This is a genomic window from Pedobacter sp. 01N310 (assembly GCF_056399805.1).
In genome coordinates this window covers 57,617-76,302 of the sequence record NZ_JBFTSB010000003.1, presented here as the reverse complement: position 1 = coordinate 76,302, position 18,686 = coordinate 57,617, and the positions used below count along the sequence as shown (strand labels likewise).

11 protein-coding genes are annotated in these 18,686 nt (G+C 42.1%); 10 read left to right on the top strand and 1 reads right to left on the bottom strand.

Annotation, left to right across the window (positions count from 1 at the left end; genetic code table 11):
* Positions 1–88 precede the first annotated feature (88 nt).
* From AC1DNH_RS08495 to AC1DNH_RS08450, 10 genes are all read left to right on the top strand, one after another.
* The gene (locus AC1DNH_RS08495; RefSeq protein WP_477625310.1) at positions 89–3,292 is read left to right on the top strand and encodes a SusC/RagA family TonB-linked outer membrane protein; all 3,204 of its coding nucleotides are present in this window, start codon (positions 89–91) and stop codon (positions 3,290–3,292) included.
* Between the two features lie 19 nt (positions 3,293–3,311).
* On the top strand, positions 3,312–5,216 hold the full coding sequence (locus tag AC1DNH_RS08490; protein ID WP_477607882.1) for a RagB/SusD family nutrient uptake outer membrane protein: 1,905 nt from the start codon (positions 3,312–3,314) through the stop codon (positions 5,214–5,216).
* A gap of 12 nt (positions 5,217–5,228) precedes the next feature.
* Entirely contained in the window at positions 5,229–5,930 is a 702-nt protein-coding gene (locus tag AC1DNH_RS08485; RefSeq protein WP_477580383.1) for a DUF3823 domain-containing protein, read from the top strand.
* Positions 5,931–6,302: 372 nt separating this feature from the next.
* Complete coding sequence (locus AC1DNH_RS08480; protein ID WP_477625309.1) at positions 6,303–7,292, top strand: glycoside hydrolase family 43 protein; 990 nt, start codon at positions 6,303–6,305, stop codon at positions 7,290–7,292.
* Between the two features lie 116 nt (positions 7,293–7,408).
* Positions 7,409–8,449: a glycoside hydrolase family 43 protein gene (locus AC1DNH_RS08475; RefSeq protein WP_477625354.1), complete on the top strand. Its 1,041-nt coding sequence runs from the start codon at positions 7,409–7,411 to the stop codon at positions 8,447–8,449.
* Between the two features lie 15 nt (positions 8,450–8,464).
* Entirely contained in the window at positions 8,465–9,544 is a 1,080-nt protein-coding gene (locus AC1DNH_RS08470) for a glycoside hydrolase 5 family protein (RefSeq protein ID WP_477580391.1), read from the top strand.
* A 297-nt stretch (positions 9,545–9,841) separates the two neighbouring features.
* Positions 9,842–11,695, top strand: coding sequence for a glycoside hydrolase family 2 protein (locus tag AC1DNH_RS08465; protein ID WP_477580393.1), 1,854 nt, complete (start codon positions 9,842–9,844; stop codon positions 11,693–11,695).
* Between the two features lie 702 nt (positions 11,696–12,397).
* The gene (locus tag AC1DNH_RS08460) at positions 12,398–12,946 is read left to right on the top strand and encodes a GNAT family N-acetyltransferase (RefSeq protein WP_477580395.1); all 549 of its coding nucleotides are present in this window, start codon (positions 12,398–12,400) and stop codon (positions 12,944–12,946) included.
* A gap of 184 nt (positions 12,947–13,130) precedes the next feature.
* On the top strand, positions 13,131–16,205 hold the full coding sequence (locus AC1DNH_RS08455; RefSeq protein ID WP_477625308.1) for a glycosyl hydrolase: 3,075 nt from the start codon (positions 13,131–13,133) through the stop codon (positions 16,203–16,205).
* 75 nt (positions 16,206–16,280) lie between these two features.
* Positions 16,281–17,786, top strand: a complete 1,506-nt coding sequence (locus tag AC1DNH_RS08450) for a glycoside hydrolase family 43 protein (RefSeq protein ID WP_477610519.1) — start codon at positions 16,281–16,283, stop codon at positions 17,784–17,786.
* A gap of 73 nt (positions 17,787–17,859) precedes the next feature.
* Here AC1DNH_RS08450 and AC1DNH_RS08445 read toward each other — a convergent pair whose 3' ends face one another.
* Positions 17,860–18,681 carry an MOSC domain-containing protein gene (locus tag AC1DNH_RS08445; RefSeq protein ID WP_477581948.1) on the bottom strand — a complete coding sequence of 274 codons (822 nt, stop codon included), beginning with the start codon at positions 18,679–18,681 and terminating at the stop codon, positions 17,860–17,862.
* Between the last annotated feature and the right edge of the window lie 5 nt (positions 18,682–18,686).

The following is an 18,686-nucleotide window of genomic DNA, read 5'->3' as shown; positions in this document are numbered from 1 at the left end:
CTGAAAAGCTAAAAACCGAATCTTTGGATAAGAATTAAATAGAACTAAATCCATTTACTTCTATAACTAACCAAATCCCTAACCTAATATGAAAAGAAGTTTATTCTCTTATGGTGGCTTTGTCTGCCTGGATTGGTATCCGCTTCAAAAAATGTTTTTGAAACGTAAAGTCCTCTCCGCTATTTTTACTTCCATCACCTTAATCTTACTTTCCTTTCAGCTCAGTGCCCAGGAGCAAACATCTGTTGCCGGAACAGTAACCGACGAAAAGGGCGAAACGGTTGTTGGCGCCAGTATTAAAGTTAAAGGTACCAACACGGGGGTAACTACCGATGGCAATGGAAAATTCAAAATTCAGGTAAGCGATAAAAATGCTACCCTGATCTTTATTTATGTGGGCTATGCCAATCAGGAAGTAGCATTGGCTGGCCGTACGCAAATTAATGTTAGCCTTAAGCCATCTAACAACGATCTGTCAGAGGTTATTGTGGTGGGCTACAACACACAAAAAAAGGAAGCCATTACGGGCGCCATTTCATCAATCAGCAGCAAAGATCTCGAAAAAGTGCATGGCGGTTCTACCGTGAGTACAGGCTTGGCCGGAAAGCTACCAGGTGTATCTTTCAGGATGCCTGACGGAAGACCTGGTGCGAGCGCCAATATCCAGATCCGTAATATGGGTAATCCACTTTATGTTATCGATGGTATTCAACAGGATGCTGGCCAGTTCAATAATATTTCGCCTAATGATATCGAAAGCATCAGTGTGCTTAAAGATGCGTCGGCTGCTATTTATGGTAGTAGGGCATCAAATGGTGTAATTTTGGTAACCACAAAAAGGGGAAAAAACAGTACCCGCAATACTTTTAGCGTTGATGCTTACACAGGCTGGCAGAACTGGGTACGTTTCCCGGAAACGACCAATGCTTACCAATGGAAAGTGGGACAGGCTACTGCAGAAATGAACCAGAACGGCGCAACCAGTATTACCCAGGCCGAACTGGATAAATGGAAAGCGGGTACAGAGTATGGCTATCAAAGCCAGAACTGGAAAGACATTATCATTGCACCTAACGCACCCCAAACTTCAGTAAACCTAAGCGCTTCGGGTGGAAGTGACCGGGTAAACTATTACTTTTCTGCTACCCGTTTAGATCAGAAGGGCGTATATGGAACAGCAAGGGAATTCGATTTCAACCGGACCAATATCCAGAGTAATATTGAGGCTAAAATCACCGATCGTTTTAAGGTGGGTATGCTCATCAATGGCCGTATCGAAAGCCGCGATCAACCAGGTGTACCGGGAGGAGATGATTACTGGGCTGCCCGTTTTGCCTTGTTGAGAAACAGACCTACTGAGCAGGCTTACGCCAATGGCAATCCGAATTATCCGAACGATATCGGGCACAATACCGAGCAGTTCGCTGTTCAGAGTAAAGCTTTAAGCGGTTATTGGAAATCAGACTGGAGGGTTTTACAGACCAATTTATCAGCCTCTTATGAAACGCCTATAAAGGGTTTGGAAATAAAAGGTTTATATTCTTATTACATTGCCGATAACGTAATTAATGGACATGAGTATACCTATAATGTATATACCTACCATCCGGAAACGGGCATTTACGAACAAAAAGTAGGCAGTTCAAACCCATACAGAGAGCGCAGAAATGAAAAAGTATACACCAATACCTATCAGCTTCAGGCCAATTATAACCGCACTTTTGGCAAACATACCGTTGGTGGGGTATTGGTAGCCGAGCGCTTGGATCGTTTTAGAACTTATACCTTTCAGCATGCTGTACCACAAACTAATATTTTACCTGTGCTGCAGTTTGCCGATATGGATGGGCAGGATTTTGCTGATATACAGGAAGAGCAGGCCCGTATCGGTTATGTGGGTAGGTTAAATTACAACTACGACAATAAATATTACCTCGAGCTTTCCGGTCGTAGAGACGCCTCTTGGAAATTTGCTCCAGATAGACGTGTTGGTTATTTCCCTTCGGCATCAATTGGATGGAGAATTACACAAGAAAAATTTATGAAATCGCTCTTGGGAGAAAGCAATATCTTAAACGATTTGAAACTTCGTGCTTCTTATGGGGTATTAGGGGATGATGATGTGGGTATCGATCCTTTCGCTTATATCCCGGGTTATAACTACAATCAGGGCAGCGTGATATTGGATGGGAAAAACATTACTACTTCAAGAGATAAGGGGCCGATTATCAATAACCTAAGCTGGTTTAAAAGCAAAATTACCGACATCGGCCTTGATTTTACGATGTTCGGCAGTAAACTTTCAGGAACAGCAGACTATTTTTATAGAAAACGCTCTGGTTTACCCGCCATTAAAAACGACGTGATTGTTCCGATTGAACTGGGGTATCCTTTAAATGTTGAAAACCTGGAGAGCGATGCACAGTTTGGAGGTGAATTCTCTTTAAACTACAGAGATAAAATCGGCGAGTTTAACTACAATGTCGGCGGAAACATTTCCATTAGCAGAAAGAAACTTTTAGAAAGATATAAACCACGTTTTGGCAACTCATGGGAGAATTACAGAAGTAATGGTACCGATAGATATGCCGATATATTTTGGGGTTATGAAGTAACCGGTCAGTTCCAGAGTATCGATGAAATCAATAATTACAAAGTTAACATCGATGGAAAAGGCAACCGCTCTTTATTGCCCGGCGATTTAATTTACAAAGATCAGAATGGCGATGGTATTATTGATGGTTTAGATGAAAGACCCATTGGTTATACCACAACGGGACAGCCGAACGTCGGCTTTGGTTTCACCATTGGCGGTTCTTATAAAAACTTCGATTTTACCGCCGATTTTTCTGGTGGCGCCATGTATTCCTGGAACCAGAACTGGGAGCAGCGCTGGGCATTCCAGAACGGAGGTGCTTTGCTACAGAATTTTGCTGATGACAGTTGGCACCATACTAATCTTTACGACCTGAACAGCCCATGGGTGGCCGGTAAATATCCTGCAATCCGTTTTAATGACCGCGATCATAGTAACAACACCAGAAACTCAACTTTCTGGTTGCACAACGTACGTTATCTGCGTGCCCGTACACTCGAAATCGGATACACCATTCCAAAAAGATGGGCAGAAAAAATCAAAATCCAGAATGCAAGGGTATATGTAAACGGGTACAACCTGTTCTCTATCGATAACCTGAAAGATTATGGTGTAGATCCTGAAATTGCAGACGATAATGGATTGCAATATCCACAGAACAAGTTCTTTAATATAGGCCTTAAACTAACGCTGTAACATGAAAAAGACTAATCAAATGAAAAAATATATATACGCATTTGCTGCCATTGCATGTTTAAGTTTTGCGCAGTCGTGTAAAAAAGATTCCGAATTTTTGGATAAGCAACCTACCAGTACCCTGCCGATTGATGCCGTGTGGAAAGACCCTAACCTGGTACTTACTGTGGTTGGCGATCTGTACGATCGTTTCCCTGATTTTCAACGTATCGAATCATGGTGGTTATTTGCCGATTTTGATGAGGGTTTTGCTTCAGCAGGCGGCGATTATGGTCGCCACCAGAACCTGGAATATGGATACGATGCATGGAGATACTGGGATATAGGCGTTTACAGACTTGTAAACGACCTGAATCTGTTTATTAAACGTGGGCAGGAAGCTACCGCTTTAAAGGCTGAAGACCGCGATCGTTTTTTAGCTGAAGCGCGTTTTATCAGGGCCGGTGTTTATTTCGAGATGGTAAAAAGAATGGGCGGCGTTCCGCTGATTACTGTTCCCCTGGCTTATGATTATAGCGGAGATCCAAGTTACCTGCAATATCCAAGGGCAAAGGAATCTGAAATTTACGATTTTGTGATTGCTGAACTGGAAGCCGTTAAAACCATACTTCCAGATAATGCAACCATACAAAGCAGGGCTACAAAAGCTGCGGCCTTGGCCATGGAATCGAGAGCTGCACTTTATGCAGGTTCAATTGCCAAATATAGCAATGCCCAATTAACCCTTCCAGGTGGAGAGATTGGCATTCCTGCTGCAATGGCCAATGGTTATTTTACCAAAGCCTTAAATGCCGCAAAAGAAATTATCGATGGCGGTAAATATTCGCTTTACAAAAAGAACCCAAATCTGTCTGATAATTTTGCAGCCCTTTTTACCGATAAAGGCAGCAATCCGGAAGTAATATTTGCTAAAGATTTTAAATTGAAAACCAATAAAGTTCATGGTTTTACAATCGATAACCAACCGCGCTCTTCTGCCGAAGAAGCACAGGGAGGAAGGTTAAACCCTTCGTTAAATCTGGTGCAGTCTTTCGAAAAGCTAGATAATACTTATGCCTCTTTGGCTGCTGTTGATGGCAGCGGAAATCCGGTTTATTACACCAATATCACCGATATTTTTGCTGGCCGCGATGCACGTTTAGCCGGCACTGTAATTCTCCCGGGAACACAGTTTAAAGGTAAAACAGTTGATATATGGGCGGGCTATCAATTGGCAAATGGTACAATTGTAACGGGCGACAATTTTGCGCAAAGTAAAAGCAATGTACTTCCCGGTAACCCAGGTTCGGTGCAGGTAGTGGGTGGTGATGGTCCTGTTGATGGGCTTGAATTCAGCGCACAATCAGGATTTTACGTGCGTAAATATTTAGATCCTGCTACAGGTTCAGGTCAGATTGGTACCCGAAGTGATGTCTGGTGGGTGCGTTACCGTTATGCCGAGGTATTGTTAAATGCTGCCGAAGCTGCTTTTGAATTGGGCGATGCAGCTACTGCAGCCAATTATATTAAACCGGTAAGAGACCGTGCAGGATTAACCACAGCACTAAGTCCGGCCGATATTACTTTCGACCGTATTGTACACGAACGTAAAGTAGAATTCGCCTTTGAAGGACATCAGCTTTGGGATATGAAACGTTGGAGACTGGCCGATAAGGTATGGAACGGCAACAATATGTCGGTTGCTGATTTTACCAATGCCAGCAATATCGGTAGCGCAACACGTACCAGCACACAAGTGTTTGGTTTGTGGCCCTATAAATACTATAATCCGGGCAATGCAAATCATTTAAAGTATATTTTTAAGGTGATTAAACCCAGCCGTGTAACTGCAGCACACCGCTTCCGTATCGGCAATTATTACTCTTCAATCGGGCAGGATGTACTTAACGGCAACCCGAAAATTATCAGAAACCCTAATCAATAATCAGATACAGACATGAAAAATAGACTTTATTTCATCATAGGGGCAATTATAGCCGTGTTGTTTTCCTCTTGTAAAAAAGATAATTACGAGGCGCCCGCAGCCGATTTTACAGGAAGGATCGTATATAAGGGCGAAGCAATCAATGTGCAGTACGGCCAGGTAAATTTCGAACTTTGGCAATCTGGTTTTGGCAATTACTCCGCATTAAATGTAAACGTTAACCAGGACGGTAATTTTTCGGCTAAGTTATTTGATGGCAACTATAAACTGGTTTTCTCACCAAACCAGGGGCCGTTTTTGTGGAAAAAGAATGCAGCCGGTAAACAAGATACCATCGCGGTAAACATTAGCGGTAACAAAGTGATGGATATAGAAGTAATGCCTTACTACATGATCCGCGGCGCTAGTTTAACAGCTGCATCTGGAAAAGTGAACGGATTCTGCAAACTGGAAAAAATCATTACCGATGCCAATGCAAAAGATATAGAAAGTGTATCGCTGTATATCAACAAAACACAGTTTGTAGATGGGGGCAATAACATTGCGACACAACAACTTACGGGTGCAGCTCTTGCCGACCTGAATAACTTAAATATGAGTGTAAATATCCCTACGATTGTACCGACACAAAATTATGTTTTTGCCAGGATAGGGGTCAAAATTGCAGGAGTAGATGACCTGGTTTTTACACCTGTAACCAAAATAAGTTTTTAACCAAGGAAGGTGTTTTAGAAGGAAAATCTAAATGGAACTTGTCACGTTGTCCAAAGGACTCCTACGGAGAGCTTGTCGAAACGCTTTAATAAATATATTTAAGCCAATCCTTCGATAAGCTATCATTGACAGATCCTATAGAAAGGTCGTCATTGCGAGGAACGAAGCAATCTTAATGCGCACGCTAGTAGCGATCGTTGTAAGATTGCTTCGTCGGCTGAAAAAGCCTTCTCGCAATGACGATTCCTCGCAGCCTTATCGCTGCAAAAAAAAAGCCCCTGTCTTTTACGCAATAAATTAACCCTGAGGATGACATGCATGCTTTTACACATTATAAAGAATCATTATCTTACCCTTAGCAAATCATATTAAATGAAATATCTTTTTGCCTTTTTTTTAAGCGTGTCAGTATTTTTTATGGACCAGCAAGCATTTGCCAATCCGTACAAAAAGGCATTGAATGACACCCTTTATCTGGCCGATCCAACGATTTTTTTGGATGGCGGTGTATATTATTTATATGGCACAAGTAGCGATGAAGGCTTTCTGGTTTATTCATCCAGCGACCTTAAAAACTGGACCAAACCGACCGGAAAAAATAAAGGATTTGCATTAAAAAAGGGCGATGCCTTTGGGAGCAAGGGTTTTKGGGCGCCTCAGGTATTTAAAAGAGGCAAAACATATTTTATGGCTTATACTGCCGATGAGCAGATTGCCTTTGCGCATAGTAATAGTCCGGCAGGGCCTTTTGTCCAGGAAGAATTAAAAGCAATTTCAGGCACGGGCAAGCAGATCGACCCTTTTGTATTTACCGATACAGATGGAAAAAACTACCTCTACCATGTAAAACTCGATCACGGTAACAGGATTTTTGTAACACAACTGAAAGATGATTTTTCTGATGTAATCCCTGAAACAACAAAATTTTGTTTATCAGGAACAGCACCCTGGGAAAATACAGCGAAAACCGATTGGCCGGTAACCGAAGGGCCAACGGTAATCAAAAAGGAAAATCTTTACTATCTTTTTTATTCGGCTAATGATTTCAGAAATCCTGATTATGCAGTGGGTTATGCTACCTCAACCTCAGCTACCGGACCATGGATAAAGTATCAGGGCAACCCGATTATCAGTAAAAAGGTATTGAAAATAAACGGCACCGGGCATGGCGATTTCTTTATAGATAAAAGCGGAGCATTACAATATGTTTTTCATACCCATCATTCAGATCATAAAGTATCGCCAAGAGCTACGGCTATAATCAAAGCTGCCTTTATAAAAGAGAAAAATGGAGGTTTTCGCATGCAGATCTATCCCGAAAGTTTTCGGTTTTTAATGCAAAGCGCAGCAAAGATTAATTGATTGCATTTGTAGAAATATTGAGATAAAAATAGGCCTATTTAAGAAAAGAAATCGCTTTTTTTAAAGATTAAGGAATGCCGCAGATCAAAAAATATAAAAGACGTAAGAATTTAAAAATGAATGCTTTGAAAATAAGATATCTGTTTGTCGCATTGTGCCTGTTACACGTAACAGGTTTACATGCACAAACATTTACCAATCCTTTATTGCCATCGGGTGCCGATCCATATAGCTTTTATAAAGATGGTTATTATTACTATACCCATACTACAGGAAACCGTGTAGATCTTTGGAAAACCAAAACCCTGGATGGTTTAAGAGATGCGGAGCGGAAAACCATTTGGCGCGCGCCTGCAGGAACCATGTACAGTAAAGAAATCTGGGCCCCAGAAGTGATGTTTTTAAGGGGCAAATGGTATGCTTATTTTGCAGCCGATGATGGGAGAAACGAAAACCACCGCATGTACGTTTTGGAAAATGCTTCTGCCGATCCGATGAAAGGCGAGTGGGTATTTAAAGGCAAAATTACCGATCCGACTGATAAATGGGCCATTGATGGAGATGTGATCGATTTTAAAGGCCAATTGTATATGATCTGGTCTGGATGGGAGGGAGATGAAAATGGCAGGCAGGAAATTTTCATCGCCAAACTTAAAAACCCCTGGACAGTAGAGGGTAAACGGGTGAAGATTTCTACACCCAAATTTAGCTGGGAAAAAATCGGAGACCTTGGCGGAGGAGCGCACGTGGATGTAAACGAAGGGCCTCAGTTTTTGCCGCATGGTGATAAAATATTTATCATTTATTCGGCCAGTGGCTGTTGGACAGATTTTTATGCTTTGGGTATGCTTTCAGCTTCGGCTAGAAGCAATCTGCTCGAACCTGCTTCCTGGACAAAATCCGGTCAGCCTGTTTTTCAGCAATCGCCAAAAGATGGCGTTTATGCGTCGGGCCATAATTCATTTTTTTCTTCGCCGGATGGAAAAGAAGATTGGATCCTATATCACGCCAATGATAAACCGGGCCAGGGCTGTGGAGGTTTCCGATCGCCCCGGGCCCAAAAATTTAGCTGGAATGCCGATGGTACACCAAATTTTGGAACTCCTGTAAAAGCCGGATTGAGTATAACATCACCAGCTAACCGTAATAAAAATTAAATCAGATATACCGATATGAACTTAAAAAACTACGCGCTACTTGCTGTCTTGAGCTTTAACATTAGCTTGGGTTTTGCACAAAAAACAAAAAAAAGTGCTGAACCTGCAAAGGTTTGGTCGATAGAAAAAGCCAATGCCTGGTACAAAGAACATAAATGGTTAACAGGTGCCAACTACATTCCTTCCAATGCAATTAACCAGCTGGAAATGTGGCAGGCCGATACTTTTTCACCCGATCTGATCGATAAAGAACTGGGCTGGGCCGAAGGAATCGGTTTTAACACGCTGCGCGTATTCTTATTCAGTAAAGCCTGGAGTCAGGATCCTGAAGGTTTTAAAAAGAGAATGGACAAATTTTTAACCATTACCCAAAAACATGGTATTAAACCTATGTTTGTTTTTTTCGACGATTGCTGGAATAAAACTTCGGCCATTGGTAAACAGCCAGAGCCTAAAACGGGTATTCACAATTCGGGCTGGTTGCAAGATCCCGGCGATCCTGCTTTTAAAGAAGAAGCCAATTTCCCTGAACTCGAAAAATATGTAAAGGATGTACTTACCTATTTTGCACATGATAAAAGGATTCTGTTATGGGATTTGTACAATGAACCCGGAAATAGCGGAAAGTTAGAAGCCACCATACCTTTGTTAACCAAAACCATTAACTGGGCAAGGTCGGTTAATCCCGATCAGCCGATTTCTATCGGATTGTGGAGCTGGGGTTTCGAAAAGCTTAACGAAATACAGCTGGCCAACTCAGATATTGTAACCTACCATAACTATGAGGCACCAGACTGGCACCAAAGAACCATCGATCTGTTAAAAGCCAGCGGTCGTCCATTAATCTGTACCGAATATATGGCGAGATCACGCAATAGCCGTTTCGCTAACATTTTGCCGATGCTAAAAAACGAAAATGTAGGCGCCATTAACTGGGGTTTTGCTGCGGGTAAAACCAACACCAAATATGCATGGGATACCCCGCTTGCCGATGGATCTGATCCGATTGAGTGGTTTCACGAAATCTTTCAGCCCGATGGTACCCCGTACCGCCTGGATGAAGTTAACCTGATTAAAAAACTTAACAACAAATAAACCATATTCTTCTTTCATTGATAGAAGTTAGTATTTAGCCAAAAAAAAGGAGATGGATGACAGGTTTACAATCGATCGTCATCTCGACCGTAGTGGAGAGATCTTTTAATCTAGTCCAAAGATCTCTCCACTACGCGTTGCTCCGGTCGAGATGACGCCGATTTTTAGAATATGTCCTTGATAGCCGGGTTGAAGGATGATAAGCTCTCCGAAGGAGTCCTTTGGACAGACTGACATTAGTTAATACTTAACTCAATAGCGTTGCCAAACCCAACTTTAACACACAAATTTAAACCAATGAACAAAAAAGTATCTATCCTTTTCTCGCTGCTGGGACTCTCACTTTCCCTTTCTGCGCAGCAGCAGGACAAATCGTGGTCGATGGTAAAAGGGAAAATCTCTTCACCATGGGCCCAGGAAGTCAATCCTAAAAATGTATTACCGGAATATCCGCGGCCCCAGTTTGAGCGTACTGGTAACTGGAAAAACCTCAACGGACTTTGGGATTATGCCATTTCTGCAAAATCACAACAGCCGGCAATTAATCAGGGTAAAATCCTTGTGCCTTTTGCGGTAGAATCTTCCCTTTCGGGTGTTGGCAAAACAGTAGGTAAAGATAGCTTGCTGTGGTACAAAACCAGCTTTACTGTGCCTGCAAGCATGAAAGGCAAAGAAATTTTGCTTCATTTCGGTGCTGTTGACTGGAGAAGTACGGTGAGTATCAACGGTAAAGAGGTAGGTAAACATGAAGGCGGTTTCGATCCTTTCAGTTTTAATATTACGCCGTTTTTAAACAAGAGTGGAAACCAGACTTTAACCGTAGAAGTTTGGGACCCGACGGATGAAGGCCCTCAACCAAGGGGAAAACAGGTAAAAAAACCGGAGGGCATCTGGTATACCCCGGTAACCGGTATCTGGCAAACAGTGTGGATCGAGGCGGTAAACAAAATACATATCGATCATATTAAAATAACGCCTGATATCGATCAGCAAACCGTAACGGTTAGCCCATTTTTAACAGGTGCCGCTGCAGGAGATCAGGTTAAGGTTTCGGCATGGGATGGTACAACCAAAGTGGCTGAACAGACCACTGATGGCACTGGCGCAATCAGTTTAAAAATTGCGAACCCTAAACTTTGGAATACTAAAAATCCATTTTTATACGACCTGAAAGTTGAGCTGATCTCTAAAAATAAAAAGGTAGATGAGGTGAAAAGTTATTTTGCCATGCGCAAAACCTCAATCGGCAAAGATCAGAACGGTATTCAGCGCATGCTCTTAAACAACGAATTTGTTTTCCAGTATGGTCCCTTAGATCAGGGTTGGTGGCCAGATGGGCTTTACACTGCACCAACAAATGCCGCTTTAAAGTTCGATATAGATAAAACCAAAGAAATGGGTTTTAATATGATCAGAAAACACATTAAAGTAGAGCCCGCACGTTGGTATTACTACTGCGATAAAGCAGGTATGCTGGTTTGGCAGGATATGCCAAGCGGCGACCTGGGTAACGGCTGGGAAAACCGCCCAGGTATTTTAGACCATGGATCGGATAAAAACAGAAGTGCCGAATCTGAAGGATATTACAAAAAAGAGTGGAATGCCATTATCGATGCACTTTATAATGTGCCTTCTATTGTAGTATGGACACCTTTCAATGAGGCCTGGGGGCAGTTTAAAACAGTAGAAATTGCCAAATGGACAAAAGAGAAAGATCCTTCAAGATTAGTGAATACGGCCAGTGGAGGTAATTTTTATCCGGTTGGCGATATTATCGACCTGCACAATTACCCACATCCGGCTATGCCTAGTCCTGATTATTTTGGAAAAGACTATGCCCTTGTACTGGGCGAGTTTGGTGGGCTTGGCCTGCCTATTGATGGCCACGTGTGGCAACAGAAAAATAACTGGGGCTATCAGAGTTTTAAAAACAAAATCGATTTGTTTAATAAATACGCGCAGTTTACGAAACGTTTAGCAGAATTAATCCCATTAGGGCTTTCTGCCGGAGTGTATACTCAAACTACCGATGTTGAAGTAGAAACCAACGGCTTGATGACCTATGATAGAAAAGATATCAAGTTTTCTGAAGCACAGATGAAAGCTTTGCACGATAAGCTTTATCAGATAAATGTATCGGTAAAGCAATAGCAGTAGGGTTATCGCTTTTCGTATGCTCAGCATAAAAAGGTGCGCTGCAATTGTATCTGTAGATTAGACAGAATACCATTGACAGATCTGTTAAGAAAGGTCGTCATTGCGAGGAACGAAGCAATCTTAATGCGCACGCTAGTAGCGATCGTTGTAAGATTGCTTCGTCGGCTGAAAGAGCCTTCTCGCAATGACTATTCTTCGTAGCATACCACTACAAAAAAAAAGCTTCTGTCATCCATTTTGATTTTTATAAAATAAATTACTCTCTCCGTAGGAGTCCTTTGGACAGGATGACAATTCTATTTTTATGATACAACTTCAATGATTTTATTATTGTAAATGAGTTTTTTTTTGTCCGCAACGCAAGGGTACTTTGTATAGGACAATCAAAAAAAACGCAAATTTTATTTACCCCTTCTGTACCTGTTGTTTACCCTTTCTCTATACCAAGTTAACCCCAGGTTAACCCTTTGGTTACCTTTTCTTTACCTTTTGGTTACCTAAAAGGTAAAGCCAGGCCCTGCTTTGGGGCTTTCTTCCGTGAGTCGGCGTCGATGCTCCCTGCCAGCAAGTACCTTTAAGTGGTAATTGGTTATATTCGCCTTGTACTGATCGAGAAACTTTAATTCATATGGAAAAATCGTTATCTTCCGCTAGATAATAATCTTGACTGCAGCAATTCTTCCTTAAGTTAACCAGATGAAACAACTCGATTTTTCCACTTTCCCTGTACTCGAAACCGACAGATTGGTCCTTCGCAGACTTTCGCTGGAAGATGCTCCGGTAATTTATCAATTGCGTTCGGATGTTGAAGTGGCTGCCTTAACAGGTAAGGCGCCCTTTCTTCATATTAACGAAGCCGTTGCATACATCAATAAAATTGACAACCTGATCAATAATGATGAATCTATATACTGGGTTGCTTCTTATAAGGGTGATGCCGCAATGATAGGAGCAGCCTGCCTCTGGAATTTTGATATTCAGAATGAGACCGTGGAACTAGGATATGAGTTGCTTCCTGAGTTTCAGGGTAAAGGTATCATGGTAGAGATTATTACCTGTATACTCAGGTATGCATTTGAGGTAATGGGCATTAAAACCATTATTGCTTGCCCATCCAGCGATAACCCGCCTTCTGTAAAACTACTTGAAAAAATGGGGTTTGAAATTGCGCAAAGCGATTATCAAAATACACATGCAAATGTTCCGGGTATGCTCACCTATATCTTCTCCGGTTCAATAGATTAATCTGCTCCTGCCGCTTAGGCAAAAATATTTATCAAATAAAGAAAAATAAAATGCATTTCGGTAAAAACAGCTGATCTGAATTATGATATATTTGTTAATAAAACGATTTACTTACAGATTGCTTAATGAAGTAGTTTTACATCATAGTGAGCCGATTTTAACCAAATATATAATATACCAGAAAATGAAAGCGCTCAACTATTCAAACACCATGGCATTTTTGAGAAATAAATATATTTATCTGATTTTATGCTTTTTTGCGACCAACGTTGTGAAATCGCAGATCGATGTGCCAAAACAGGGTATAAGTAAAATGAAGACTAACTTCCTCCTTCCAAAGGATAGCTATAAACCTGGGGTATACTGGTATTTTATGGATGGGAACCTATCTAAAGAATCGATAAGCAAAGATCTCGAATCCATGAAAAAAGCCGGTATCGGTAACCTGGTTTTTCTCGAAGTTAATGTGGGCATACCCCGCGGCAAAGTAGATTTTTTAAGCAAACAGTGGATCAGTCTTTTTGCACATGCAGAAAGAGAAGCCAGACGGCTTGACATCGAGATTACTTTAGGCATAGGGCCGGGATGGACAGGAAGTGGTGGGCCTTGGGTAAAAGCTGAGGAATCTATGCAGCACCTTGTTTCCAGTCAGGTAGTGGTTTCATCGGCAGATAAAGGCAAGATCATGCTACCTGTTCCTATACCAAAAAGGCCATTTTTCGGTGAAGACAATCTCACCGTGGATTTTAAAAAGGAGTGGATGGCTTATTATAAAGATGTAGTTGTGCTGGCTTTTCCTTTTGAAGAACACACAACCAAAATAGCAGATATTGATGAAAAGGCCCTTTACTACCGTGCGCCTTATAGTTCTGGAACGGTAAAACCATATCTTTCCTCCCCATTTGCCGGGCAGGCAGGAAAGAGCAAAGGCATAGAAAAATCAGCTATTTTAGACCTCACTTCCAAAATGTCTTCAGATGGTGCGCTGAACTGGACCCCACCTGCCGGCAAATGGACGGTTATGCGCTTTGGGGCCTGCAATAACGGGGCAATTACCAGGCCGGCACCTGTTCCTGGCCTGGGCTTTGAATCTGATAAATTCGATACCCTTGCATTAAACCATCATTTGGATACCTATGTGGGTAAACTGTTGGGTAGTATAAACAAAACCAGGAAAGATATTACGGGTGGGCTTAAGCGATTACACATGGACAGCTGGGAAATGGGCGCACAGAACTGGACAGGCAGTTTTAGACTAGCTTTTATCAAAAGCAGGGGCTATGATCCGCTAAAGTATTTTCCTGTCTATTCAGGGCACATTGTAGGTAGTTTGCAAGAGAGCGAACGTTTTTTATGGGACCTGAGAGAGACTGCTCAGGAACTTATCCTGAAAAACCATGCAGAACAGGTAAAAGCCTATGCGCACCGTTATGGCTTATCCCTTTCCATCGAGCCTTATGATATGAACCCAACCGCCGATCTTCGGCTTGGCGCGGTGGCAGATGTACCCATGGCCGAATTCTGGAGTAAAGGATTTGGATTCAATTCTACTTATAGCGTTATTGAGGCCACTTCGATAGGTCATGTGATGGGCCGTTCGCTTATTCCGGCTGAAGCTTTTACCGCTCAGGATAATGAAGGTTGGAAACAACATCCAACCAGCATGAAAAACCAGGGAGACTGGGCATTTGCGGCCGGGGTGAACCGCTTTGTATACCACACCTTTCAGAATCAGTTTTTGCCAGATTCGCTCAAACCTGGGGCAACGATGGGGCCATATGGTGTACACTGGGACAGAAACCAGACCTGGTGGCCCATGGTAGATGCTTATCATGCCTATGTAAGCAGATGCCAATACCTGTTGCAGCAAGGAAGAACGGTTGCCGATATTCTTTATCTAACTCCAGAAGGTTCACCGCATGTTTTTGTCCCCCCTTCTTCAGCGTTGAGAGGCGATACCCTGGCCGACCGCAGAGGTTATAATTTTGATGGATGCGCACCTGCACAGCTTATGGAAGCGAATGTAGAAAACCGCTATATTGTATTTCCAAGCGGTGCCAGATACCGCATAATGGTACTTCCCGAAAGTGAAACCATGACACCTGAGCTGCTTACCAAGATTTCATCACTGATCGGCAAAGGCGCAACCGTTATCGGTAACCCACCAAAGCGTTCTCCTAGTTTGATGGGCTATCCAGGTTGTGATCAGCAGATTGAAAAGATCGTCCGCGAAATATGGGGGCAGGGGCAATTGCCGAAAACGCAGGAGACAAAACGTTACGGTAAAGGAACAATCATCTGGGGAGAAGCGTTACGTAAACAACAGGACCATCTTTATCCTCATTACAGACAGACAGCTGAGGTACTACATACATTACCATTGGAAGAGGATTTCGTTACAACGGCGCCTGTAAGATATACCCATCGTACCAATGAGAATTGGGATATTTATTTCCTTTCTAATACCAGCGATAGCGCTATCAGTTTTAAAGCTGCTTTCAGGTCGGTAAAAGGTGCTCCGGAGATTTGGGATGCGGTTACCGCTAAGATTAAACAGGTAAACGATTTCACTGTTGCTAATAAAAAAACGATGATCCCAATAGCATTGGCGCCTTATCAGAGCTGCTTTGTGGTGTTTTCGAAGGAAAATCGCATTACGCAGGTAGCTGGTTTGCGTGAAACACAGCGACAGGAATTGCTTACCCTAAAAGGACCATGGGAAGTGAGTTTTGACCCGAAATGGGGAGGGCCCAAAAAAGTGGCTTTTGATTCCTTATCTGATTGGTCTAAAAACAAACTTGAAGGCATCAAATATTATTCAGGGATTGCAGCCTACCAAAAATCTTTTGATTTTAAAGCAGGTAAGCTTAAAGGAAAAACCTATCTGGAGCTTGGAAAGGTGAAAAACCTTGCCCGTGTAAGCCTTAATGGAAAAGTGGTTGGGGTGTTATGGACACCGCCTTGGAAAATCGATATTTCCGCTCAGGTTAAACCAGGGAAAAACGAACTCCTTATAGAAATTGCCAACCTTTGGGCTAACCGGCTGATCGGCGATGAAGCAAAACCCGATGATGGGATTGCCGATGGTAAATGGCCGCAATGGTTGTTAAACGGCAAGCCACGAACCAGTGGCAGATTTACCTTTACCACATCTAAGCAATACAGTTCAGATTCACCTTTATTGGAATCTGGACTTTTAGGTCCGGTACGGATTATAAGTGAAAGCATAAATATCAAAAAAGAAGTTAAACTCAGGTAATTGTCCCTTTAGTGATATAACAATTTTGAAATCACGCCAACAACTGGCTTTTAGCAAAAAAAACGAAATAATAAAATGAAGTCTATAAAATACCTCATGTTAGTGATAACAGTTAAACTGCTCCTGATTGCGAATCTTTTATCTGCACAGGTTGCTATAGAGCCGGTAATTGCCGGAGATTTTGCCGATCCATCCATCATCAGGGCCAATAACCAGTATTATGTCATCGGTACTTCTTCCGAATGGGCACCACATTTCCCTATCTATACTTCTAAAAATCTACTCGATTGGAAGCAGACTGGGTATGTTTTTGAGCATGCACCCCAATGGACTTCGGGTTCGTTCTGGGCACCGGAATATGACTATCATGACAAAACCTATTTCATCTATTATACCGCAAGGCGAAAAAGCGACAACGTTTCGTGCATTGGCGTGGCAACTTCTAAATTTCCAGACCGGGGCTTTGTAGATAAAGGCGTAATAATCGATTACGGTAAAGAGTCGATCGATGCATTTGTTTATCTCGATGGTGCTACAAGATACATTACCTTTAAAGCATATGGCCTTGATAAGCGGCCAATTGAAATTTTGGCCTATAAACTTTCGCAGGATGGTCTTCACATTGAGGGAGAACCTTTTTCCCTGCTTAAAGATGAACAACGCATTGGTCTGGAGGGGCAGAGTATCCTGAAAAAAGATGGATATTACTATCTTTTTTATTCTTCCGGAAACTGCTGCGGCGCGCAGTGTGATTATAATGTTAGGGTAGCGAGATCAAAATTATTTGCCGGACCATATGCGCTTTATGAGGCCAACCCCTTATTGGCAGAGAATGCGTACTGGAAATGTTCTGGGCACGGTACTTTCGTAAAAACAGCAGATGAAAAATGTTATTACCTCTATCACGCTTATAATAAAAACACCAATGTTTTTAGCGGCAGGCAGGGCATGCTGGCGCAACTGGTGTGGCCACAAAACAACGCATGGCCGGCACTCAAAGCGCAAAGTGGACCAAACATTAATAATGATCTGAAAATTACCTTTACCAAGCCCGATATAGATAAAAAATGGCAATGGGATTTTAGGAACTCCTCTCCGAAAATTTCACAGCTAAATAGTCAGATCCATTTATCGGGCAATATTAAAAAAGATAATTTAAGCGGAATCGCATTAACCGTTAGACCGGTATCAGGTGTTTTTGAAGTTACAGCAACAGTTAACAACACAAACGATGCCTTAAAGGGCCTGGTGTATTATGGCGATGCCAATGCTGCTGTAGGCGTGGGGGTAATTGGAGATGAAGTAGAATTTTGGAAGGTAGACAATAAGGGCAGAACTGTGCTCTCGAAAACAAAGATATCAGCAAGAGGCCAGGTAGAACTTAAAATGAAGGCCATGGCAGATTCAGGCCTGCTGGTGTTTTTTAAGCAAGGAGATCAGGAATGGCAAAACCTTCCCTCAAAAGAAAAGGTTACTGGTAATTTTTTGCCACAATGGGATAGGAGCCCTCGTATTGGTCTTCATTTTAAAGGAAATCCAGCGCAAAGGGCCTCTTTTTCATCCTTTGAATTAAAGTATTAAAATTGATCCAGTTGATGAATGTATAGGTTTATTAACTGGATCCAGTTTGTATGCTATAGGCCTTTATAGGAAGTTAGTTTTTCCCTTTCCAGTCTACAACCTTTAGCTCATCGCCGACACAGATAATTCCCGATTGCTGATGAAGCAGATTCTGGCCAAACATGATTTTTTTACCTACCGTACGGTAGCTGGCCAATGTTCTTAATGGTTCCTGCCCTTTTTCACCAGTTTGCTGATCGATGGTAATGAGCACGCATCTGGCACATGGTTTTACGGCCGAAAACAATACATCACCAATGTGAAAGGTTTTAAAACTATCTTCAATATGTGGCTCCCCGCCCGTAAAAACAAAATTTGGGCGGAAACGGTCCATTCGTATTGGATCGGCGAGCTTTTCATTAAGCCCATTGAGCGACGATTGGCCGATAAGCAGGCAGGGATAACCATCGGCAAAACTAACCACTTCATCATTCGAAGCATAATCCCGATCGACCAATCTTTTTTCGGTTAAAGGCATTTTTACCAATCTAACCTTAAATTTTAGGAAATTGGAGAACCAATCGCTTACTGTTTTATTTATTTCAAGTGCAGTGGCGGTATCGTTCCATATTACAACAGATAACTGTTCTCCGGTATCTTCATCCAAAGAAAATGATATGTTTTGCTCAGGTAATGTTTTATGGGAAACAGTTAATTTACCATCCCCAATATTCACCTGAAGCATTGCCAGTTCAAAATGTTTCCGTTGGGTAATAAATATACCTTCCGCATCAACAAGCATCCATCTTCTGTCATATTGCAGGCCTTTTTCTTCAAGATGTGCTTTTTCAAGCCGGATACCGCCCAGAGATTTGATAGGATAAATATTGATTTCAGAAAGGATAAATTTGCTCATGTTAT

Bases quoted from the DNA above. Each gene is read 5' to 3' on its own strand.
- AC1DNH_RS08490 (WP_477607882.1), top strand. From the start codon at position 3,312: ATGAAAAAATATATATACGCATTTGCTGCCATTGCATGTTTAAGTTTT.
- AC1DNH_RS08460 (WP_477580395.1), top strand. From the start codon at position 12,398: ATGAAACAACTCGATTTTTCCACTTTCCCTGTACTCGAAACCGACAGA.
- AC1DNH_RS08475 (WP_477625354.1), top strand. From the start codon at position 7,409: ATGAATGCTTTGAAAATAAGATATCTGTTTGTCGCATTGTGCCTGTTA.
- AC1DNH_RS08450 (WP_477610519.1), top strand. From the start codon at position 16,281: ATGAAGTCTATAAAATACCTCATGTTAGTGATAACAGTTAAACTGCTC.
- AC1DNH_RS08445 (WP_477581948.1), bottom strand. From the start codon at position 18,681: ATGAGCAAATTTATCCTTTCTGAAATCAATATTTATCCTATCAAATCT.
- AC1DNH_RS08465 (WP_477580393.1), top strand. From the start codon at position 9,842: ATGAACAAAAAAGTATCTATCCTTTTCTCGCTGCTGGGACTCTCACTT.
- AC1DNH_RS08485 (WP_477580383.1), top strand. From the start codon at position 5,229: ATGAAAAATAGACTTTATTTCATCATAGGGGCAATTATAGCCGTGTTG.
- AC1DNH_RS08455 (WP_477625308.1), top strand. From the start codon at position 13,131: ATGAAAGCGCTCAACTATTCAAACACCATGGCATTTTTGAGAAATAAA.
- AC1DNH_RS08495 (WP_477625310.1), top strand. From the start codon at position 89: ATGAAAAGAAGTTTATTCTCTTATGGTGGCTTTGTCTGCCTGGATTGG.
- AC1DNH_RS08470 (WP_477580391.1), top strand. From the start codon at position 8,465: ATGAACTTAAAAAACTACGCGCTACTTGCTGTCTTGAGCTTTAACATT.